This window comes from Prochlorococcus marinus str. MIT 9201, assembly GCF_000759955.1.
Lineage (GTDB): Bacteria > Cyanobacteriota > Cyanobacteriia > PCC-6307 > Cyanobiaceae > Prochlorococcus_A > Prochlorococcus_A marinus_G.
This window is the reverse complement of record NZ_JNAL01000014.1, coordinates 50,180-70,907: the sequence shown is the minus strand read 5'-3', so window position 1 is coordinate 70,907 and position 20,728 is coordinate 50,180. Positions and strand designations below refer to the sequence as shown.

21 protein-coding genes and 1 tRNA gene are annotated in these 20,728 nt (G+C 31.6%); 15 read left to right on the top strand and 7 right to left on the bottom strand.

Annotation, left to right across the window (positions count from 1 at the left end):
* Positions 1 to 91: 91 nt before the first annotated feature.
* The gene (locus tag EU95_RS03195; RefSeq protein ID WP_032522444.1) at positions 92 to 1,267 is read right to left on the bottom strand and encodes a hypothetical protein; all 1,176 of its coding nucleotides are present in this window, start codon (positions 1,265 to 1,267) and stop codon (positions 92 to 94) included.
* Positions 1,268 to 1,477: 210 nt separating this feature from the next.
* Between EU95_RS03195 and EU95_RS03200 the strand changes: the two genes are divergently transcribed.
* A tRNA-Ser gene (locus EU95_RS03200) sits at positions 1,478 to 1,564 on the top strand.
* 200 nt (positions 1,565 to 1,764) lie between these two features.
* Here the strand turns inward: EU95_RS03200 and EU95_RS03205 are convergent.
* Positions 1,765 to 2,067, bottom strand: a complete 303-nt coding sequence (locus EU95_RS03205) for a hypothetical protein (RefSeq protein ID WP_032522443.1) — start codon at positions 2,065 to 2,067, stop codon at positions 1,765 to 1,767.
* Positions 2,067 to 2,261 carry a hypothetical protein gene (locus EU95_RS03210; protein ID WP_032522442.1) on the bottom strand — a complete coding sequence of 65 codons (195 nt, stop codon included), beginning with the start codon at positions 2,259 to 2,261 and terminating at the stop codon, positions 2,067 to 2,069. The genes EU95_RS03205 and EU95_RS03210 overlap by 1 nt, the downstream gene beginning before the upstream one ends.
* Before the next feature lie 108 nt (positions 2,262 to 2,369).
* Between EU95_RS03210 and EU95_RS03215 the strand changes: the two genes are divergently transcribed.
* From EU95_RS03215 to EU95_RS03245, 8 genes are all read left to right on the top strand, one after another.
* Entirely contained in the window at positions 2,370 to 4,112 is a 1,743-nt protein-coding gene (locus EU95_RS03215; RefSeq protein ID WP_032522441.1) for a type I restriction-modification system subunit M, read from the top strand.
* A complete protein-coding gene (locus EU95_RS09350) occupies positions 4,105 to 5,280 on the top strand; it encodes a restriction endonuclease subunit S (protein WP_052046863.1) in 1,176 nt (391 codons plus the stop codon). The genes EU95_RS03215 and EU95_RS09350 overlap by 8 nt, the downstream gene beginning before the upstream one ends.
* A 25-nt stretch (positions 5,281 to 5,305) precedes the next feature.
* Positions 5,306 to 6,604, top strand: coding sequence for a restriction endonuclease subunit S (locus EU95_RS03220; protein ID WP_032522440.1), 1,299 nt, complete (start codon positions 5,306 to 5,308; stop codon positions 6,602 to 6,604).
* Between the two features lie 2 nt (positions 6,605 to 6,606).
* Entirely contained in the window at positions 6,607 to 9,576 is a 2,970-nt protein-coding gene (locus EU95_RS03225; RefSeq protein ID WP_032522439.1) for a type I restriction endonuclease subunit R, read from the top strand.
* Complete coding sequence (locus tag EU95_RS03230; protein WP_032522438.1) at positions 9,573 to 10,283, top strand: M48 family metallopeptidase; 711 nt, start codon at positions 9,573 to 9,575, stop codon at positions 10,281 to 10,283. The genes EU95_RS03225 and EU95_RS03230 overlap by 4 nt, the downstream gene beginning before the upstream one ends.
* Before the next feature lie 215 nt (positions 10,284 to 10,498).
* Positions 10,499 to 10,699, top strand: coding sequence for a hypothetical protein (locus tag EU95_RS03235; protein WP_032522437.1), 201 nt, complete (start codon positions 10,499 to 10,501; stop codon positions 10,697 to 10,699).
* 54 nt (positions 10,700 to 10,753) lie between these two features.
* On the top strand, positions 10,754 to 11,338 hold the full coding sequence (locus EU95_RS03240; protein WP_032522436.1) for a hypothetical protein: 585 nt from the start codon (positions 10,754 to 10,756) through the stop codon (positions 11,336 to 11,338).
* 7 nt (positions 11,339 to 11,345) lie between these two features.
* The gene (locus EU95_RS03245; RefSeq protein ID WP_032522435.1) at positions 11,346 to 11,675 is read left to right on the top strand and encodes a hypothetical protein; all 330 of its coding nucleotides are present in this window, start codon (positions 11,346 to 11,348) and stop codon (positions 11,673 to 11,675) included.
* Positions 11,676 to 11,703: 28 nt separating this feature from the next.
* Here the strand turns inward: EU95_RS03245 and EU95_RS03250 are convergent, their stop codons facing one another.
* Positions 11,704 to 12,138 (bottom strand): Tic20 family protein, encoded by a 435-nt coding sequence (locus tag EU95_RS03250; protein ID WP_032522434.1) that lies wholly within the window; start codon positions 12,136 to 12,138, stop codon positions 11,704 to 11,706.
* A gap of 129 nt (positions 12,139 to 12,267) precedes the next feature.
* On the opposite strand from EU95_RS03250, the gene gloA reads away from it, so the two are divergent.
* The 3 genes from gloA to EU95_RS03265 all read left to right on the top strand — a co-directional run bounded on the left by gloA (position 12,268) and on the right by EU95_RS03265 (position 13,833).
* Positions 12,268 to 12,657, top strand: a complete 390-nt coding sequence (gloA, locus tag EU95_RS03255) for a lactoylglutathione lyase (protein ID WP_032522433.1) — start codon at positions 12,268 to 12,270, stop codon at positions 12,655 to 12,657.
* 283 nt (positions 12,658 to 12,940) lie between these two features.
* A complete protein-coding gene (locus tag EU95_RS03260; RefSeq protein ID WP_032522432.1) occupies positions 12,941 to 13,438 on the top strand; it encodes a VHS domain-containing protein in 498 nt (165 codons plus the stop codon).
* Positions 13,439 to 13,440: 2 nt separating this feature from the next.
* The gene (locus EU95_RS03265; RefSeq protein WP_032522431.1) at positions 13,441 to 13,833 is read left to right on the top strand and encodes a hypothetical protein; all 393 of its coding nucleotides are present in this window, start codon (positions 13,441 to 13,443) and stop codon (positions 13,831 to 13,833) included.
* Between the two features lie 2 nt (positions 13,834 to 13,835).
* On the opposite strand, the gene EU95_RS03270 is transcribed toward EU95_RS03265, so the two are convergent.
* The gene (locus EU95_RS03270; protein WP_032522430.1) at positions 13,836 to 14,309 is read right to left on the bottom strand and encodes a pentapeptide repeat-containing protein; all 474 of its coding nucleotides are present in this window, start codon (positions 14,307 to 14,309) and stop codon (positions 13,836 to 13,838) included.
* A gap of 106 nt (positions 14,310 to 14,415) precedes the next feature.
* Here EU95_RS03270 and EU95_RS03275 point away from each other — a divergent pair, with 106 nt between their 5' ends.
* Positions 14,416 to 16,056, top strand: a complete 1,641-nt coding sequence (locus EU95_RS03275) for a GMC oxidoreductase (protein ID WP_032522429.1) — start codon at positions 14,416 to 14,418, stop codon at positions 16,054 to 16,056.
* On the opposite strand, the gene EU95_RS03280 is transcribed toward EU95_RS03275, so the two are convergent.
* A complete protein-coding gene (locus EU95_RS03280) occupies positions 16,043 to 16,300 on the bottom strand; it encodes a DUF2811 domain-containing protein (protein ID WP_025900388.1) in 258 nt (85 codons plus the stop codon). The two genes, EU95_RS03275 and EU95_RS03280, sit on opposite strands and share 14 nt — an antisense overlap.
* Before the next feature lie 382 nt (positions 16,301 to 16,682).
* Positions 16,683 to 17,882: a sirohydrochlorin chelatase gene (locus EU95_RS0109025; protein WP_032522428.1), complete on the bottom strand. Its 1,200-nt coding sequence runs from the start codon at positions 17,880 to 17,882 to the stop codon at positions 16,683 to 16,685.
* Between EU95_RS0109025 and EU95_RS03285 the strand changes: the two genes are divergently transcribed.
* Both EU95_RS03285 and EU95_RS03290 read left to right on the top strand, forming a co-directional pair.
* Positions 17,855 to 19,129: an FAD-binding protein gene (locus EU95_RS03285; protein WP_032522427.1), complete on the top strand. Its 1,275-nt coding sequence runs from the start codon at positions 17,855 to 17,857 to the stop codon at positions 19,127 to 19,129. The two genes, EU95_RS0109025 and EU95_RS03285, sit on opposite strands and share 28 nt — an antisense overlap.
* 30 nt (positions 19,130 to 19,159) lie before the next feature.
* Entirely contained in the window at positions 19,160 to 20,725 is a 1,566-nt protein-coding gene (locus tag EU95_RS03290) for a SulP family inorganic anion transporter (protein ID WP_032522426.1), read from the top strand.
* Positions 20,726 to 20,728 lie beyond the last annotated feature (3 nt).

Sequence of the window (20,728 nt, the reverse complement as noted above, 5' to 3'; positions counted from 1 at the left end):
TTAAAATTGTGTTAAGGATCTTGAAATGAATACTTCTGCTTAAGGAATTACTTTAAATGGACTGTCAATTACTAACTATTTTTTTCTGTAGTTACTGTTGGTCTAATAAATTTAATGTCTGCAAAACATCTTGTTTGTCATATCCCTTTTGATAAGTGGCTGTATGAATAGCCTCAGAATGACCCATAAATTTTGATGCTGATGCTGTATTGATATTCATATTTGCAGTTCGATAACCATAAGCGTGTCTTAGGTCATATGCCTGAAATGATTGATTAGTTTTTTTAGCAAGCCATTTGGTATATCTTCTATTTAATGACTTTAAAAATGCCGAATCATAATCTTCAGTTTTATCAATACTAAATTCCTTATATATATTCAAAATATCTAAAGTTCTTGCCCATTCCTGTTTTAATGCTGGTGTAATTCTCCACTCTGAAGGTTGTTCACTTTTAGGAACTGTTAATACTTCGGCCATAATCTTTCCAGACTCTTCAAATGGTTTGATACTCCATATTTCTGAAGTTCTTGTACCAAAAACTAATTGAGCAGCTAAAGCCCAACCCCATGTTGGATCTTCTCTCAATAATCGAGCATGATATAAATATTCCTCATCTTTTAATCTTTTTCTGGATCTTTTCTTGGCATCATCTTTATAAGCTTTTTGAGTAGCTGTTGACCATTCCTGTAATTTTTTCAAATTAGGAATTTCTGCAAACTTAGCTAATCGCAAAAAATGTTTTGCAGTATCCGCTTTTTTCTTTGATCCAGTTGGTGCTTTATTAGCAAGTTCAACAATATTTTCATAATTTAGAATTTTATGTTTTTCCATCTGTAAGAGATAACCTTCAATCTGTTTCCACCCAGCCATGTTTTGATTATTATTTCTGTCCTTATCTTCAGCACTCCAAAAGTCCTCTTCAAATCTTTTGATAATATCTCCTGCTTTTCTACTTTCTTTGATTAACTCAACAGATTCTTCATTTTTTTTCTCCCAATCACTCCATTTAAATAATCCAGCCCTTTTCTCCTCTCCCAATTTTTCAGATAATCTTACCGCCTCTTTTATATTTTTCTGGTCAGCTTTCAATCCAATGGATACCCATTGTTGAATATTCTGATTAGATTGGCCACCTTTTGAGGGAAGTGAAGCCCTGAGGGCAAACGCATCTTTCTTTATATATATAGTTACTCCAACTTTTTTTCTTTTTAATACGTCATTGGTTGCTGAAACTTTTGCCTTTAAAAGTTCAAACGGATTAGCCATTGCTCGGATGGTTTTTATTGGAGGACTAACCTCGGTGGACTAATTCTAACTATTATGTACTAATCCGTGCAAGTACACCTATATTATGTCAACCAAAAAATGTTTTCATTTTATAACTCCTAAGAACCCCTGCAATTAGGTAAGTTACTTGACTATGACTGACTTCTTATGATATATATTAATGGTTCGGATACAATTGAATAACCCGTTGGAGGGGTGGTCGAGTGGTTTAAGGCTCTAGTCTTGAAAACTAGCGTGTCTGCAAGGGCACCGTGGGTTCGAATCCCACCCCCTCCGTCAGAAATTGGTCCCAGAGAGTCCCATATATACCCATAAAGTCCTTTTCAAGGGATATCTATATTTTATTGAATATACGAATGTATTCAATCTTCAAATTAGTGTTGGGTGAAATGTTGGGTGAATAACTAAAGTGTTGGGTGAATGAGATTGATTAGAGAAATATAAGGATAAACCTTAAATAATCTCTATTGCACAAGTCAATCTGGTTCTCTTTCTAAACAATCAGGTGGGTAATAAATTCTATAGTCACATTTCAGACATGCCCATTTTGCTGAAGGTATTTCTAAAGAGCATCCCATAATTGCATATTTACCAGAGGTGCCATCTTCTGCACTTGGCATACCCCAAATACAAGGTTTAATTGATTTCTTTGCTTTGCATCTTGGACAGTTTTGAATTTTATGCCACCTATATTCTCCATCAAATAAGGGATAGCAATTCTCCATTAACTTTCCTCGAAAGTACCAAGTATCGTCAATCATTGGAGGTTCTCTTTTCATTAGAAATCTTCTTCAATGGGAATTTCCATTATGGGATTCTTTATTCCATGTTTTTTAGCGGTTTCAAGCATTACTTTATAGTCATGTTTGCATTCTTCATAGAATTTCTTTTCTTCTTCAGTAGCGTCTTTATTTAAAGGTTTACCTGTAGTCGCAAGCATTAATAACTTTTGGTATCTCTTATTAGTAATCATGATCTAATTTCCTCTTTAACTTGAAAACTAACAAAATTAACTTGAATTGTAAGCATTAAAAAAGACATCTAATAAAAGAAGGATAAAATACTAAAAAATAGGTTTTAAGTGAGCGTTTCTTCCCCTCAAACAAATGAAAAACTAACTCTTTCCCAACTTGAGTCATTTCTTTGGGAAAGTGCTGATATTTTGAGAGGTAGTTTAGATGCTTCTGAATTTAAAGATTATATATTTGGAATGTTATTTCTGAAGCATTTGTCTGATGCTTTTGATGAGGAGAGAGAAAATGTTATTCAATATTACTTAGGTATAGGTAAAACTCAACAGCAGGCAGAACAATACGCCTCAGAACAAGAAGAATATGACAAGACATTCTTTATTCCTGAAGTTGCAAGATGGAAAAAACTTAAAAATATAAAACATGATGTTGGTTCAGAACTTAATAAAGCAACTGAAGCAATTGAAGAGCAAAATCCAACACTTGAGGGGGTTTTAGTTTCCATTGATTTCAATATCAAAGATAAACTTACTGATCAAAAATTAAGTGATCTTTTATCTCATTATTCAAAATATAGATTGAGAAAATCTGATTTTGATAGACCTGATTTGCTTGGTGCTGCATATGAATATCTCATCAAGATGTTTGCGGATTCTGCAGGCAAAAAAGGTGGAGAGTTTTATACACCCAGTGAGGTTGTGAGATTATTGGTCGAACTTATAAAACCAAAGGCGGGTATGAAAGTTTATGACCCCACTTGTGGATCAGGAGGAATGTTAATCCAGACAAGAAATTATCTAACAAGAAATGGAGAGAATTCATCTAATCTTATGTTGTCCGGTCAAGAGATGAACTTAAGTACTTGGGCAATATGCAAATTGAATATGTTTTTACATGGTGTTCGAGGAGCAGATATTAGAAAAGGAGACACACTTGGTGATCCTCAACATATTGAGAATGGTGAGTTAATGAGGTTTGATCGCGTAATTGCAAATCCTCCATTTTCATTAAAGAAGTGGGGTCGAGATCTCGCTGAAGATGATAGGTATGGAAGATATCGCTTTGGACTACCTCCAAAGGATGCTGGTGACTTGGCATTTGTTCAACATATGCTTGCTTCATTAAATAATGAAGGAATTATGGGGGTCGTTGTTCCTCATGGTGTTCTTTTTAGAGGTTCATCAGAGGGTGAAATTAGAAAAGGAATTCTGGAGAGTGATCTTTTAGAAGCAGTTGTTGGTCTTCCTTCTTCACTTTTTTATGGAACTGGAATTCCAGCAGCACTTTTGATTATTAATAAGCAAAAAGATGCTAAAAAGAAAGGCAAGGTTTTATTTATTAATGCTGAACTTGATTATAAGGAAGACAAAAATCAGAATATTTTAAGAGATCGTGATATAGAAAGAATTATAAATTGTTTTGATTCTTTCGAAGAAATCAAAAGGTTCTCAAAAGTTGTTTCCCTAGATGAGATTAGAGAAAACGATCATAATCTTAATATCAGGAGATATGCCGATACATCACCTCCCCCTGAAAATTTTGATGTAAAGGGCATATTAAATGGTGGGATTCCTATTAAAGAAATTCAGGATGATTATATACAAGAAATACTAGATGGATTTGATGTTAGTTCAGTTTTAGTTAATAAAGATGATAAATACATGATGTTCAAAGACGAGGTAAAAGATAAATCACAAATTCGGCAATTTCTTGGGGATGCCTCTGATTCGATTATTGATCAGTTTGAAAGATGGTGGGATAAGTATGGTATTTCGCTTGCTCAAATTGATTTTGAAGTTAAAGAATCTGAAAAAGTGATGCATCGATTTCTTAAGGAATTGGAATATGAATAGACATATAGAAAATTGGAATAATACTAATCTTGGGTCTCTTTTAAAAAACAAAAAACAGAAAGGTCATCATGAAGAAGAACTTCTCTCTGTTACAAGAGAGAATGGAATTATAAGGCGTGATTCATTAGAAAGGAGAGACACCTCAAATAAAGATAAAGGAAAATATCTTCTAGTCGATAAAGGTGATATTGCTTACAACACAATGAGAATGTGGCAAGGAGTTTCTGGAGTATCGTCTTACAGAGGTATAGTTAGTCCCGCTTATACTGTTTGTTCTACGACAGAAAAGATAGATTCAAAATTTGCGAGTTATCTTTTAAAAGATCCTGCAATGATTTTATTATTTAAGCAAAGGTCACAAGGACTTGTTAGTGATACCTGGAACCTTAAATATGAAAAGTTTTCTCAAATCCCTTGCTCCCTACCCCCCCTTTTTGAGCAGAAGAAGATTGCCGAGATACTTTCGGGGATTGATAATTTAATTTCTAAAAAGCGAGATCTTAATAAAAAGAATAATCTTTTACTTAAAGCATTTATTGATGAGTTAATGGAAGGTGATGAAAATTGGGAAAGAGTATTTCTCTCTAAAATATTGTTATTTAAAAATGGTTTAAACACGAGTAAAGAAAATTTTGGTGTAGGTACACCATTCGTTTCATATAAAAATGTTTATGCAGGCGGACTTATTAAGGAAGAAGATTTAACTGAATGTGTTTCTTTAACACCGTCAGAGGAAGATAGGTTTTGTTTAAAAAGAGGAGATATTCTTTTTACAAGAACTTCTGAAACGCCTGATGAAATAGGGTTTAATGCTGTTTACAATACATCTGTTCCAGCGGTATTTAATGGTTTTTGTATCAGAGGTAGACCATTAAATGATTCATTATTAGTTCCAGAATTCTCTTCATTTTATTTTAGAAGTAATGCAGTACTTTCCCAAATGAGATCTCTTAGTAAGTACACAACTAGAGCGGGAATAAGTGCAGAATCATTGGGCAAAGTACAAATTATGATTCCACCAATTAATGTTCAAAAAAAGATTGCTAATTCACTTTCTTCAATAAAAAAATTAATCAAATCAGTTGATAAATCTATTCATTCTCTCCAACATCTTAAGCAATCAATTTCTCAAGATTTGCTATCAGGAACTAGAAGGGTGACAGTTTAAATATGATCTTATTGGATAGTGTTTTATGAAAAAAATTAATAAGATGGATTTCTATAATGATCAAAAAGGTTTTGATTCTTTTTCAATTAGTCAAATAGCATTCGGAAAATATGGAATAGTTGATGGACCTTTTGGTAGCAATCTTAAATCAATCCATTATAGAGATAGAGGGATACCAATTATACAAAGTGGATTTGTCACTACAGGAAAGTTCTTTGCAGAGGAATATAAATATGTGGATATTACTAAATATGAAAAGGAGATTAGAAGTTCAGTATCAGCAGGTGATTTGGTCATTGCAAAGATTGGAGCAAAAGCAGGCACCTCTGCATTACTTCCAGAAAATCATCCAACAGGTATCATTGCTGGTAACTGTATAAAAATAACACCTAATAAAGCATTAATTTGTCCAAAATATCTTGCCTATTTGATGGAAAATTTCTATCAATCTGGTGCATTAAAAAATATTATTAATACAACTGCACAACCAGCAGTTTCGATGTCTCAATTGAAGAGAATGAGGATACTTATCCCTTCACTCCCTGAGCAGAAGAAGATTGTAGATATAATATATTGTGTTGAGCAACTAATAGAAAATATACAAAAACAACTATCTAAACTCCAAAATCTTAAAAAAGGGTTTATTAATGATTTATTTGCAAAAGATATTAGTACTTTAAGCAGTAAATATAAAAGTTTTGGAATAATCCCTGATAGATGGAAGATTGGACCTCTTTCGGAAATTGCTGAAATGATTACAGGTTTTGCTTTTTCAAGTTCTAATTTTGTGAAAAATGGTTCTCTGTGTGTGCGAATGGGTAATCTATATAACAATCAATTTCATTTCTCTCGTTCCTCTGTTTATCTGCCAAAAACTTTTATTAAGCAGTATCCAAAATTTGTTGTTAATTCTGGCGATTTATTAATGTCAATGACAGGAACAGCAGGTAAAAGAGATTATGGTTATATTGTTGAAGTCCCAGATTCATTTCAGAAAGGTCTTTTAAATCAACGAGTAGCAAAAATCGTTCCAAAGAATTTGAATTCAAGTAAATTTATTTGTGAACTTATGAGATCAGATTTTTATCTTGAAAAGTTATTTGCATTTGGATCAGGAACAAAACAAGCAAATTTATCTGCAAAACAAATATTAGGTATAGTAGTTCCTCTTCCTCCAATAGATGAGCAAGTTAAAATAGGTGAGTTTATAGAAACTATCGAGCGTAATATTTCTGCTAATTATCAAAGATTATCTCATTATAAATCGCTTAAAAGATCTCTTACTGAAGATCTAATATCGGGTCTCAAAAGAGTCAATATCTAATCATGCCTCAACCTGAATTCGTTTACGTTGAAAAACCAGCGCTGGATCAACTCCAAAAAATTGGATGGTTTTATAAAGATGGGAAAGATCTTGCTTCTGATACTTCAGATATTCGTTCATCTCTTAAAGAAGTAGTTCTTACTCCAAATCTTGAGCAATCAATAAAACGAATTAATCCTTGGATTAGTGAAGAAAATCTGCGAAAGATTGTTCGTGATATCACAGTGATTCAAACCTCTACATTGATGGAGGCAAATCAATGGTTATGGGAACGATTAACTCAATATTTTTCTGTTGAACAAGATCTTGGTAAAGGTCGTAGAGGACAAACCGTTAAATTAATCGACTTTGAAAATATTCAAAAAAATGAATTCCTTTGCGTTAATCAATTTAAGATTAAAGGTCCAATACAAAATATAATTCCTGATATTATTCTTTTTGTTAATGGGTTACCTCTAGGAGTTATCGAATGTAAATCTCCATATATAACTGATCCAATGGAGGCAGGAATTAATCAATTATTGCGTTATGCAAATTTAAGAAATCCAGAAAATAATGAAGGATGTCAGAAACTATTTCATTACAACCAAGTAATGATTTCAACTCACAGAGATGGCGCAAGAGTTGGAACAATTTCATCATCCTATGAATATTATTTGGAATGGAAAGATCCTTTCCCTACAGAAAAAATTACAATAGGAGAAAATCCAAATTCACAACAAATTCTTATTGAAGGTTTACTAAAACCTCAACAGTTTTTAGATATTATTCAGAACTTCACGATCTTTGAAGTAGAAGATGGTAGAAAAATTAAAAAGATTTCACGATATCAACAATTTAGAGCAGTTCAAAAGACAATTTCAAGATTGAAAACCGCAGGAGATCGAAAACAAAAAGGAGGAGTTATTTGGCATACGCAAGGATCAGGTAAGTCATTAACTATGGTTTTTCTTACCCAAAAAATAAGACGAGATCCTTTATTAAGTGATTACAAATTAGTTTTCCTTACCGATAGAACACAACTTGATAAGCAACTCACAAATACATTTAGAGGAGCGCAAGGAGAAACTGTTTTAAATGCAAAATCTGTTTCTGAATTAAAAGAATTACTTCGCAAAGATTCATCAGATTTAGTTACTTCAACTATTCAGAAACTTGAAGAGGATGATTTGGATTTCTCTTGTTTAAATGATTCAGATCGCATAATAGTTTTAACTGATGAGGCACATAGGACTCAATATGGAACTTTAGGTGCTGCTATTAATACTGCATTGCCTAATGCACCAAAGATTGCATTTACAGGAACACCCTTAATTTCATCACAAAAAACAGTTAATGAATTTGGAGCATATATTGATCAATACACTATTGAACAAGCAGTTGCAGATGGGGCAACTTTACAAATACTTTATGAAGGAAGAGAAGCAATCACCAAAGTTACTGGTGATTCTTTAGATGCATTATTTGAAAGATATTTTAAAGATAAAACTCCTGAAGAAAAGAATGCAATAAAGAAGAAGTATGGAACTGAACGTGCAGTTTTAGAGGCACCTAAAAGAATCGAATGGGTTGCTCTTGATCTTGTTGAACACTATCGAGAAAAGATAATGCCAAACGGATTCAAAGTTATGATTGTGACTTCTAGTAGAGAAGCAGCAGTTACTTATAAAAAGAAATTAGATGAAATACCTGATGCACCTGATTCTGCTGTAATTATTTCTGGAGATCATAATGATCCGCCTGAGATGATGCAATGGACAAATAAAACTGAGCATCAAAAAGCAATTGAGAATTTCAAGAAACCATTAATTGAAAGTTCTTTATCAATCTTGATCGTAAAAGATATGTTACTTACAGGATTTGATGCTCCTATTTGTCAGGTAATGTACCTAGATCGAAAATTAACTGATCATTCTCTATTACAGGCAATTGCAAGAGTTAATCGAACAAAGGCAAAGAAATTTATCGGTTATATAGTTGATTACTATGGATTAACGGATTATCTAAAAGAAGCATTGGAAGTTTTCTCTGCAACTGATGTTAAAGGTGCACTGAGAAATTTAACTGATGAGATTCCGAAACTAGAGGCAACACATACAAGAGTGATAAATCATTTTAAAGATGTTGAAATTTCAGATTTAGAAAAATGCATCTCACTTTTGAAAGATGATTTAAAACGTCAGCAGTTTGAAATTGACTTTAGAAGTTTCTCAAAACAAATGGAAATTGTTCTTCCCGATAAAGCAGCATCTCCTTTTATTAAAGATTTAAAATCGCTTGGGAAAATTGCAATTGGCGCAAGAAATAGATATCGAGATGAGCAATTAAATATTCTTGGTTCTGGTGAGAAAGTTAAGAAATTAATCGAAGATCATGTTTTTGCATCAGGAATTGATCCTCGTGTTCCTCCAACGAAATTATTTGATGAATCGTTTATTAATACTATTGATGAGATAAAAGGTGATGAAGTTAAAGCATCAGAAATTGAACATGCAATTAAGGCACATATAAAACTCAAAATTGATGATGACCCAGAATACTATCAATCTTTATCTTTACGATTAAACGAAATAATTGGAAATTATGAGGAGAAGTGGGATGAACTTGTTCGTCAACTTTTACTTTTTAGAGATGGTTTAGAAAAAGAAAAAGGTGAGAAAGCAAAAGATCTTGGATTAAATGAAACTGAATTTGCTTTTTACAATATTTTGAATGCCGAAGTAGTTAAATCTTTTGGAGAAGAAACTTTCTCTGATGAAGTTCACGAAAGAATATTATCTCTAGTTAAAAAACTGGTAAATCAATTTGAAGAATCATCAAAGATTGTGGGTTTCTTCTTAAAGCAAGATGAGATAAAAACAATGCAGAGAAATATAAGAAGAGCAATGATTGAAGATGAATTTGATGATCCTGATCTTAGGAAAATAGTTATTGAGAGATTTATGGAACTTGCAAGGGTGAAATTCAAATGAGTGCAATTCCAAAGGAGTTATTTGGATTAAAAGTAGAAGTTCTTCGATCCAAAAGAAAAACCTCAGCACTCCATATTATTGGAGATGAACTTCAAATAAGAGTCCCAAATAGAGTAAGAGATGGAAAAATTGCAGAAATTTTAGAAACCAAAAAAAGATGGATCAGAAATAAAGTAGTTCAATTACAAAGCAGACCAAAAAGTAAAGAAAGAGAATTTGTTAGTGGCGAATCTTTTTCTCTTTTTGGTAAGAATTTAAAGTTAAAAGTTGTAGAAGGAGGAAGAGTTGGAACTAAATTAGATGGTGATTATCTTTCTACAAATGTACGAGCGTCGGAAAAAGGTGATGTAAGAAAATTTAGAATTAAAACTTATATCGAAAAATGGTATATCCAAGAGGCATACAAAAGATTGGAAGATAAAGTCATTAAGTATTCAGAAATTATTAGGGTCTCTCCTAGAGAAATAAAAGTCAAAAACTATAAATCAAGATGGGGTTCTTGCGATAAAAAAGGAAGATTAACCTTTAATTGGCACCTTATAAAAGCACCACATTCAATTGTTGACTATGTCGTTATTCATGAACTTTGTCATATGGTCCAATCGAATCATTCACCGAAGTTTTGGCATGAAGTTGAAAAGTTTGATCCTTCTTATAAAGAGCATAAGAAATGGTTAAAAGAAAATGGCACCCTCTTAATTAGATAAAAAACAACAAATTTTTGCTTAAAAAAGTGTTGGGTGAAATGTTGGGTGAAGATTTATCTTTTCTTGAGAAAGTTGTTGCTATCAGTACTATGTTGTCCCTTATGGACAAAAATTTAATAACACCCCCTCCGTTCTATTAAAAAGTAATTTAAAGTCATACGGATTATATAAACGCCCTTTTATTGGGATCTTGTTAAAATAGATTTTATTTAGTAATGAGTAAAGGATTCGCCACAGATAATTTAAAATCAAAAAAATCGAAAAAGAAGTTTATTCCAAAGGAACCTGAAGGAAGATTAATATCTTGGTCGCCTTGGCCACCAGCTAATTTCCAAACAAGATATCCTGCTTTCCCTTTTGTTCTTACAATATTAATTGTAGTGATCGGGCAATGGTATCTTTCTCTACTAAGATAACTTGAAAGTTATTTTTTATTTGAATTTTAGATGAATTAAGTTTGAGAATTTATTTTGTTTTTTTTTATTTTACTATTGGCCCATTTGCAAGCGGCAATTATCCCAATATTATTGGGAATTAGATCGTTCACTAAATTTAAACATATAAGTAAGCACAAATTGATACCTTTCGGTTTTATTTTTTTAGGATTAGCTTCGATTGCTGAAATGATTGATCATACACAAACATCCTGGATTTATGTAGATCATTCCTCTTTGTTTAATTGGTTATTTTATTCTTTCTTATCTTTAGGCCTAACATGTTTATCCATTTCAGTCATAAAAAATAAATTTATTCAAACAACTAACTTTTGCATTTCTTTATGTTCAATAATCTCATATATTTTATTTAATAAAACAATTGCTCTTCTTTTTCAAATAATCATAAGTATTTTTCTAATAATAAATTGGCAAAGAGTTTTTAAAGATTGGCTCTTTATCCTTTATCCAATATTTGGTATTTTTTTTACAACTTTCTTTGGAACAAATCTCTCAATTAGTGGCAATCAATTTTGGCATATTTTAATAGGTCCATCTGGAACAATAAGCGTTCTTACCTTTTATTTAGTATTAAAAAGATCTGACAAAAAATTTACTTAAATTTCTTATGAAAATATTTGTATTTGTAAGTTTTATAGTGTGCCTAGTCACAATCATCTCTCCAGTAGAAATTATTGCTGAAACAGCACTTGATGTTTATATGAATGACTTTTATTCTAAATCGAATGAAGCTAGCCAGATTCTTAAAGAAATCGAAAACAGTCTAAAAGAGGGATCAAGAAAGAAAGTATGTTCCAGGCAAAGAGAGGCTGCAAGACTAGGATTATTAGCTAATAAATCATTAATTAAGGCTTTTGAAATAGAGGGTTCTAATCCACCAATGCAATCAATAAGAGCGAGTCAACAAAGATGGGAATCTATTCTGAATGAGTGCTGAAAGAAATAATTAAAACTATAAATCCTATTTAAATTTGCATTCTTACAGATTTACTAATCAAGGGTATTTCAGGTTCAACCCCAAAAATGCATTGAGAAATAGAATAAATAAAAATACAAAATATTAATATAAAAATAATTGAGCCTAATTCAACTATTGGAAATATTCTTAGAAGATATGAAATTATTATCAAAGCTATATCAATAAGTAATGCTTGACATACGTTATATCTAACGAAATATGGAACCTTTGGATTTCTTGCTAATCCAGCAAACAAAATTATAAATAATAAAAAACCTCCAAAAGGTAATGATTTTTCAATTATTGCTACTGGGAAAGTTAGAAATAACAGTATTTTTAAAAAAGAATATTTATAAAATAAATAATATCCAAAAGGTATTGATGCCTTTAAGGGCAGAGTATACATAAATGCAGATGTGAGTCTCTGAAATATCTGATTCAATATATCCTAGATTTATTATTTACATTTTAACCTATTTTTTCTTTACTAATTAAATACTTAGGCTCAAAATATCAACTTTGGCATATAGCTTTTGAATATTAGATAATTGATTAAGGTTCATAACTTAAGATGCGTATCCTACATACAATGTTGAGAGTTGGTGATTTAGATAAATCCATTGATTTCTACGTAAATAGATTAGGAATGAAATTATTAAGAAAAAAGGATTATCCTCATGGAAAATTCACTTTGGCATTTGTTGGCTACGGTCCAGAAAAAGACAACACAGTAATTGAATTAACTCATAACTGGAATAAAAAGTCGGATGACTATGAGCTTGGAGATAAGTATGGTCATATAGCTATTGGAGTAAAAGATATTCATCTTATTTGCCAAAGATTAGAAAACAATGGTTGTAAAGTAACAACAAAGCCTAAAATAATGAAAAACAGTACTACGGTCTTAGCTTTTATTGAAGATCCGGATGGATATAAAATTGAACTTATTGAAAGAAATTAAAAGCTCAGAAACTTTTCAATTTAATAAACGAAAAACAAATACAAATAAGAACTGAATTATCTGATAAATCTTATTAAATTGCCGGAAAAATAAGAATAGATTACCTCAAAAACATTCTTCATAGATTTTATGAAGTTTTAAATTGTAAATAACATTATTTCTAATATTAAAGATTCTATTAAGAACAACCAAATAAAAACTTTTAAAATCTGATTACACTCTAAATAGAATATATAGACATTCTATTCAGATTAATCTATTCTATAGTTATCCTATAAAACTCATGCCTAGTAATTGGTCAAAATTAAGAGATGAATGGCTTGATAGTACTTCTATTGCCAAAGATGATGCTAAGTGGGCATTAGAAGTTTTAATTAATTCTGAAGAAGAGTTATTTGAAATAGAACAAAAACTTAAAAATAAAGAGGACGCTATAAGCCAAGTAAGAACTTTGAAGAAAAAAGTAAAAGAAACTATTTCCTTGAAAGAAATTAGTCTCGATGATATTGCATTAAACACTTCGAATTCAAACAAAGTACAAATCTCAGTTCCATCAAATCTTACTTATCTTTTGAAGGTTTGGGCTGCAGCCGAGGGTCGAGATCTATCGAGTGTTGCTTTTCAGTGTTTAGAAACAGGAATAAGGGAAATGAAAAGTAAAGGTTCGATACCTTCAGTAGCAATCAATAGATATGACTCAGCTTGTCAAAAGAGGATCGCACTAGCAGAAGTAAATAATCTATTAGAAAAATACGAAATCGCCCAAAATGAAATCAAATAATTATGAATAAGAGAAAAATCATAAAAGGATACAAAACATTAAAATCATCAAGGATTAGTGTAGATACTTCTTCAGATAAATTCAAAGATGGAATAATTTATACTCTTTATTCTGATAAATTTAATTCACTTAAAGTTGGTTTTGCTGAAAATAATGAGGTTCTGAGAAAAAGAATATCAAGTGATCCATTAATATTATTGGATATGAAAAAAGGCAATAAGAAAGATCTTATTTTGTTAACAAACATCTTAAAAGAACTTGGCATCAAATATTCAGAAAATCTCTCTTATAAATATTCAAGTTATTTAATGAGACATTTATCAACTTTAGGTTGGCCTGTTGGAAGAACACTTTATAAACAAAGAAACATTAAAAAAGAACTTGTATGTGCATAAATTTAGATATTATCGCACTCTAGAGTTTCTCTGGTATTCCTATTTGTAATTGGATTAGTGCCTGAGGCATTTTCACAAAATTTCCTAACAATATCTTTTGGCAAAAAAACATTCGTGAAGTCTGCGCCTTGGATTTTTACATTTTCAAATTGTGTACTATAAGCGAATGAATCCTCTAAGTTAGTATTTGATAAATCTGTTCCATCTAAAATAGCTGAGTCTAAAGTTACTTCTCTTAAATTGGAGTTACTTAAATTAGTATCTTTCAATTTTGCACCATAAAGAGTAGCATTTTGAAGCTCGCAATCTGATAAATTTGCATCTTGTAAATCGGTCAAATAGAAAGTTGCCCCTTTTAAATCAGATCCAGAAAAATCAGCACCTATTAATGATTGTTTACCATAATCCAATGCAGCGAAGCTTCTAGAAGGGAGAGTTAAAACAATCATTAAAACAGTTAAAATTATAAATCTCATTTTTTGAGTAGTATTTCAATAAATTCTAACTTCTTAAGCTGAAATCTAAAAATTTATTATTTACTGAATGCTATATTTATTGAAATAACAAATCACGAACTAGGTTTTGGATATAAGTCCTTATGATGCAATTGTTGTTGGTTCTGGAGCTACAGGTGGAATAGCAGCACTTACATTGGCAGAGCAAGGGGTAAAAGTTTTAGTAATAGAAGCAGGGCCTCAAGTTAAAAGGCATGAAGCTAGTAATCATGAGCCTAAAAGTACATTAAAAAGATTATCAGGAGTTTTAACAAAAAAACATGCAAATCAATGCCAACATCCTGGTTATTGGAAAAATAATCCTGACTTATATTCAAATGAATTGAAGCATCCTTATGACTCCCCCCCAAAAAAGCCATTTCTTTGGACCCAAGGTAAACAATTTGGGGGGAGATCATTAACGTGGGGAGGTATAACATTAAGACTTTCCTCAGAAGATTTTCATCCTGCTAAAAAAGACGGATTCGGACCAAACTGGCCTATTTCATACGATGAATTGTCCCCTCACTATGATTTCATTGAAAATTTCTGTGGCATCTATGGACGAAAAGATGACATTAAAGAAGTCCCAAACGGTAAATATATTGGTGAAATACCTCTTACAGAAAATGAAAATATTTTTGGCAGCAAAGTTAAATCAAAATTAAACTATCCATTTATACAATCAAGAGGATTTGACCGTAATTCATCAGTAAAAGATAAAAAATGGCCGAGATCATCTAGTATAGGTAGCACTTTAAAAAAAGCTTTAGATACTGGGAATGTTCAAATAATTTCAAATCACCTAGTGGAATCTTTTGAGATTAACAAGATAACAGAACTTGCATCAAAACTAACGATCGTAAACTTAGAAAATGGACACAAAGAAGTATTGAATTGTGACTTAATTCTTCTTTGCGCATCAACAATTTCAACACTCAGAATACTACTGAACTCAGAATATAAATCAAATTGCTCAGGTTTTAAAGATAATTCTGGGAAATTAGGTAAATACCTTATGGACCATATATCTATCTGTAGATTTTTTTCAGTTCCAAAAACAAAAAACTCAGGAAAACCATTAGACATCAATCCCGATCTTTCTGGTGCAGGCAGCTTCTTTATTCCATTCGGTTCAAATTTACCAAAAATTGACGACATAAATTTCCATAGAGGTTATGGAATATGGGGGGCAATTGATCGATTAGGGATACCTAAATTTTTGCAAAAAGACACAAATACATCCATTGGCTTTCTTATAGCTCATGGCGAAGTCCTACCTAGAGAGAAAAACTCAGTTTCTCTCTCAAGAAAAACAGATGAATGGGGTATCCCAATTCCCTACATTGAATTCGAATGGAGCGAAAATGAGTTAAATATGGCTAAACATATGGAAAAAACAATAGTAAAATCAATCACAGCTGCAAATGGAGAAATAAAAAATATTAATGAACTAATGAATATCCCATTAGGAAGTTTATTAACAAAAAAATTGATCGCATTTTCAGATAGTCCTCCTCCTCCTGGATATTACATTCATGAAGTAGGGGGGGCACCAATGGGGATGAATGAAGAAAACAGCGTAGTTGATAAATTTAATCGATTATGGAGATGCAAGAATGTACTTGTTCTAGATGGAGCATGCTGGCCCACATCATCTTGGCAAAGCCCCACACTTACAATGATGGCTTTGAGTAGAAGAGCCTGTTTAAATATTAAAAAGACTTAGAAGGTGTAAATAATTGATTTAAATAAATTTCTGAGACAGAATTATCTGTACATCCGTTTTGAACGAGAAAAGTAGCTAATGCTGAATTTATAAGCTTATATTGGTCCCAAGTTGGGTTACTTAATACGAAATCTTTCATAGTGTTATAAAGAGTTTCTGAAAGCTCTGTTTCTAAAGAGACTTTATTTGAAGAGCACTCGACAAGCTTTTTATCAGTTAAATTTGATTGGCTGATTTGATCCATAAATTTATATTTTTCTTCATAACCATAATGATATTTTTTTCTAAAAAAATCAAAAATTATCTGCTAGAAAACTTTTCAAATTATCAAATGAGACTCATGTTATAAGTATATTTTTAAAAAACTTCCTTTTTAAATAAGGAAATTGAATAGATCTCAAAGAAAAGTCAACAATAATGTTGAAGTCCTGTTTTTTTTGAAAAATACTGGCAGTTCTAATCCAATGTGGATTTGGACGTGGAAAACAACCTGTAAATTGTGGAAAATCAAGCTCAAAATACTTTCAAGATTTTATATTAGGAATACTTATATATACTGAGTCTATTAAGACCAAGCCGAGAAAGAGACAGTTGATTCATTGATTTTCAACGGGTTTTCTTAAGATTTAGTCTTTATTAGGCAAGCGAAGCGTGACAGGTCCTAAAGGGTGTTTTGAGTTTGGATAAATATTATGGTTATGGTGATGGTGATCATGTTCATTTTGATGAGCCTCTACATGTTCATGTTCTAAGTAATCACCTACTACTGAGTTTAATTTTTCTTGGTTATGAGTTGGGATTTGATTTTGTATTTCACAAGCACCATTACATTCAGGATCACATAAATCACAGCTGATCCCCAAGCCCTCTACATGATCATGATGACTTTCTTGTAACATTCCAACTTCTTTTTCAAAGCCAAATAAATTTGATCTATATTTACAAGTTGAGCAATTCATAAAATTATTACCTTCGTTATTAAGAATCTCTTCAATCCTTTCTACAAAAGTATCGACCACATAAGACTGTGATGAAAGATATTTTGCATGTATGAATGAAATATTTGGATTATTAATCGCAACTAAATCACTTTGCCTTTTTATTCTTGTGACAAGGACACCTGAGAAAAGGAAATAAGGGAAAATAATTACATTTTTATAACCAAGTCTCACAACATTTTTCAAGCCAGGTTCAACAAGAGGGAAAGTTACTCCAGAAAAAACTGTTTCCCCCCACCCTAAACCAATACCTTCTACGATCATTCTCGTAATTTTTGAAACATTGGAATTTGCATCTGGGTCAGAAGAACCTCTACCAACAACAACTAATAATGATTCTTCAGGTTTGAGAGTATTATTTTGTTTAAATACATCTTTAACCCTTTCACAAGCTGCACTAATCATTAAATTATTAATACCTAATTCTCTTCCATAAATAATTTCAATACCTGTTTTACTTGAATAATTCATAAGCAAACTAGGTATATCATTTTTTACATGGCCAGCAGCGAAAAGCATTGCGGGTATTGCAATTACTTTTTTTATAGAAAGATCTCTCAACTTGTCTAGAGCATCAACAAGTGAAGGTTTAGCGAATTCCAAAAAACCATATTCAACTAAAAGGTTTGGATATCTTTTTTGTATGAACTTAGTTAATTCTTGAAATTCAGTAATGGCTAGTTTATTTCTACTCCCGTGTCCACAGATAAGTATCGCGACTTGATTATTAAACTTCGAATTCAAATTATCCAAAATCAAGTTATTACTTATACCATAATAGTAAAGAACAATATCATGTAGTGAAAAATAATTTGCTTGAAGTTCCAAATATCAACTCAAAGGATGCAAAATTAAAGAATTTAATTTATGACTTTGATAACTCCTTATTTAATAAAGATAACTATTCTAATGAAAAATTCGAGCATCTTTGCGTATGTAGTGGAGGCACAACCTCAAGCTGTGCAAAAAATGGTTTTACAACTCTTGATCTAAGAAAAAATCACAGCAAAATTCACCTAGATAAAAAAACCAATTTAGTAACAATTGGAGGTGGAGTAATAATGGGCGATCTAGTAAATCATTTACAAAAACATAATCGAAGTTTTCCAATCGGACTTTCTAAACTCCCTGGAGCAGGCTATATACTTACAGGCGGAGTAAGCCCGCTCAGTAGAGCCTACGGGTTAGCCATTGATAATATTGAATCAATAAAGGGTTTCTTGGGAAATGGCACATTTATCTCTTTAAAAAAAAATCAAATAAATCCAGAAGAGCAATTGATTTGGGAAGCAATTAAAGGCGCTGCACCCTTCTTCTCAATTATTACCGAAATTGAACTTAAGACTATCCAATCTAATCCAATAAAGGTTATTGAAGGATTTGTAAATCTAAATGAACTTTCAGAAATAATAAAACTATCAGAGGAATTTCCAGAAAATATTAGTCTTCAATGGATTTATGCCCAAAAAATTTATATATATATTTTTGCTGAACTCAAAAATAATTTAGAGGATAAAAGAACAGAAGAATACTTAATGCTTCTAGACAAATTTCCCGCTTTAGAAAAACAATTTTATGAGAACTTTAATAAAATTAATTTTTTTCCAAAGGAATTGAATTTATATGAGCTGAATTCAAATAACCATTCTGAGGTAATTAGTCTTCTTGGAGAAGATTTAAAAAATGATATCCCAATTTTCATAAAATGTTTGAGTGAAATAATAAAAAATAAACCTAATAATTCCTGTTATATTGCTTCTCAACAATTAGGTTGCAAGACTAAAAAGTTAAATCATGGCTCAAGCTTTTTTGTTCATAGAAAAAGTACTTGGAAACCATGGATATATGCATCGTGGAAAAAAAATGATCTTCAAGAAAAAGAAGTCGCTTTAGAATGGATTTATAAATCGTGGAGTAAGCTAAAAAGGTTTTATCCAAATATTCACTTAGCCCAATTGCATAATCATTTGAATTCTCATGAAGAAGAGATCACATTAGCCTTTGGAAATAGAATGAATGAATTAAAAAATTTAAAGAATATTTTCGACCCACAAGGTATTTTGCCACCTTTATAAGGTAACTTCTTAATTATAAAGAAACTTAAAATGTCAAATTTCTCAAGATATTTATCTAAAAATTGGTTAGATGATCCAAAGTCAAATATTCTCTCTGGCTTAGTTGTTGCTTTTGCAATGATCCCAGAAGCAATTGCTTTTTCAGGTATAGCTGGTGTAGATCCTAAAGTTGGCCTTTTTGGTGCATTTTGCTTATCTATAACAATTGCGATTGTTGGAGGAAGAAGGGGGATGATCACTTCAGCCACAGGTTCAACTGCTCTTTTAATGACAGGACTTGTTTCTTTTGGAGAATCACAAGCTCCTGGATTAGGAGTCTCATATCTTATTGCAGCTGGAATATTAACTGGAATATTCCAGATTCTTTGGGGATATTTAAGACTTGCTTACCAAATGCGATTCGTGCCAACAGGAGTATTAAGTGGATTTGTAAATGCACTGGCACTTTTAATATTTCAAGCACAACTACCTCAGTTAGGAATAGGTATTAAAGAATCAAAAGGATTAGTTGAACAAACTATAAGTCAATATCCAGTTAATTCTCAGATTCTAGTAGTTTGGATTCTTGTAATCCTAGGATTGGTAATTATTTATGGGCTTCCAAAAATCACAAAAGTAGTCCCATCTCAACTTATCGCAATAGTAGCAATTACTCTTATAAGCATATTCTTTAATCTAGATGTCCCAACAGTTAGCGATTTAGGTAAATTACCTGATGGATTACCAAGTATTTCTCTTCCTTTTGGATCAATAGAAAATGGGAAAGTACCTTTTAGTCTTGAAACATTTGGGATAATTTTACCGACTTCACTTGCAATATCACTCGTGGGTTTAATGGAAACCTTTTTAACTCAAGATATTTTAGACGATGTAACTGACACAAGTTCTAATAAAAATAAAGAAGCAAGAGGACAAGGAATCGCAAATATTGTGGCATCTTTATTTGGAGGCATGGCAGGATGTGCTTTAGTTGGGCAATCTGTAATGAATACAGAAAATGGTGGCAAATCCAGATTATCAACCCTCTCCTCAGGTATATCTTTACTAATTATGATTATCCTATTGAAGTCTTGGATTGGAGCAATACCAATGGCTGCTTTAGTAGCAATCATGATAACAATCGCAATAAGTACAGCAGATATAAATGGATTTAAAAATATTAGAAAGATACCTAAAAGTGATACTGCAGTAATGCTTATGACTTTTGCAGTTACAATGCTTACAAAACCTCATAATCTTGCACTTGGAGTTATTGCAGGAGTTGCATTAGCAGCAATTCTTTTCAGCAGAAAAGTCGCAAAAGTTATAACTGTTTCAAGAGCTAAAGAAAATAATTTGACTACCTACAAAGTAAAAGGACAATTGTTTTTTGTAAGTAAAATTTATTTTTTACAAGGATTTGATATTCATGAACATCCTGAAAATATTGTAATTGATATGTCTTTAGCACATATTTGGGATCAAAGTGGCGTTGTTGCTCTTGAGCAAATTATTAGAAAATTCCAGAATGGTGGTTCTAAAGTTGAAATTGTAGGATTGAATAAAGAAAGTCTTAACTTATTTGAAAGACTAGGAGGTATAGAAAGCGCCCATTAACAA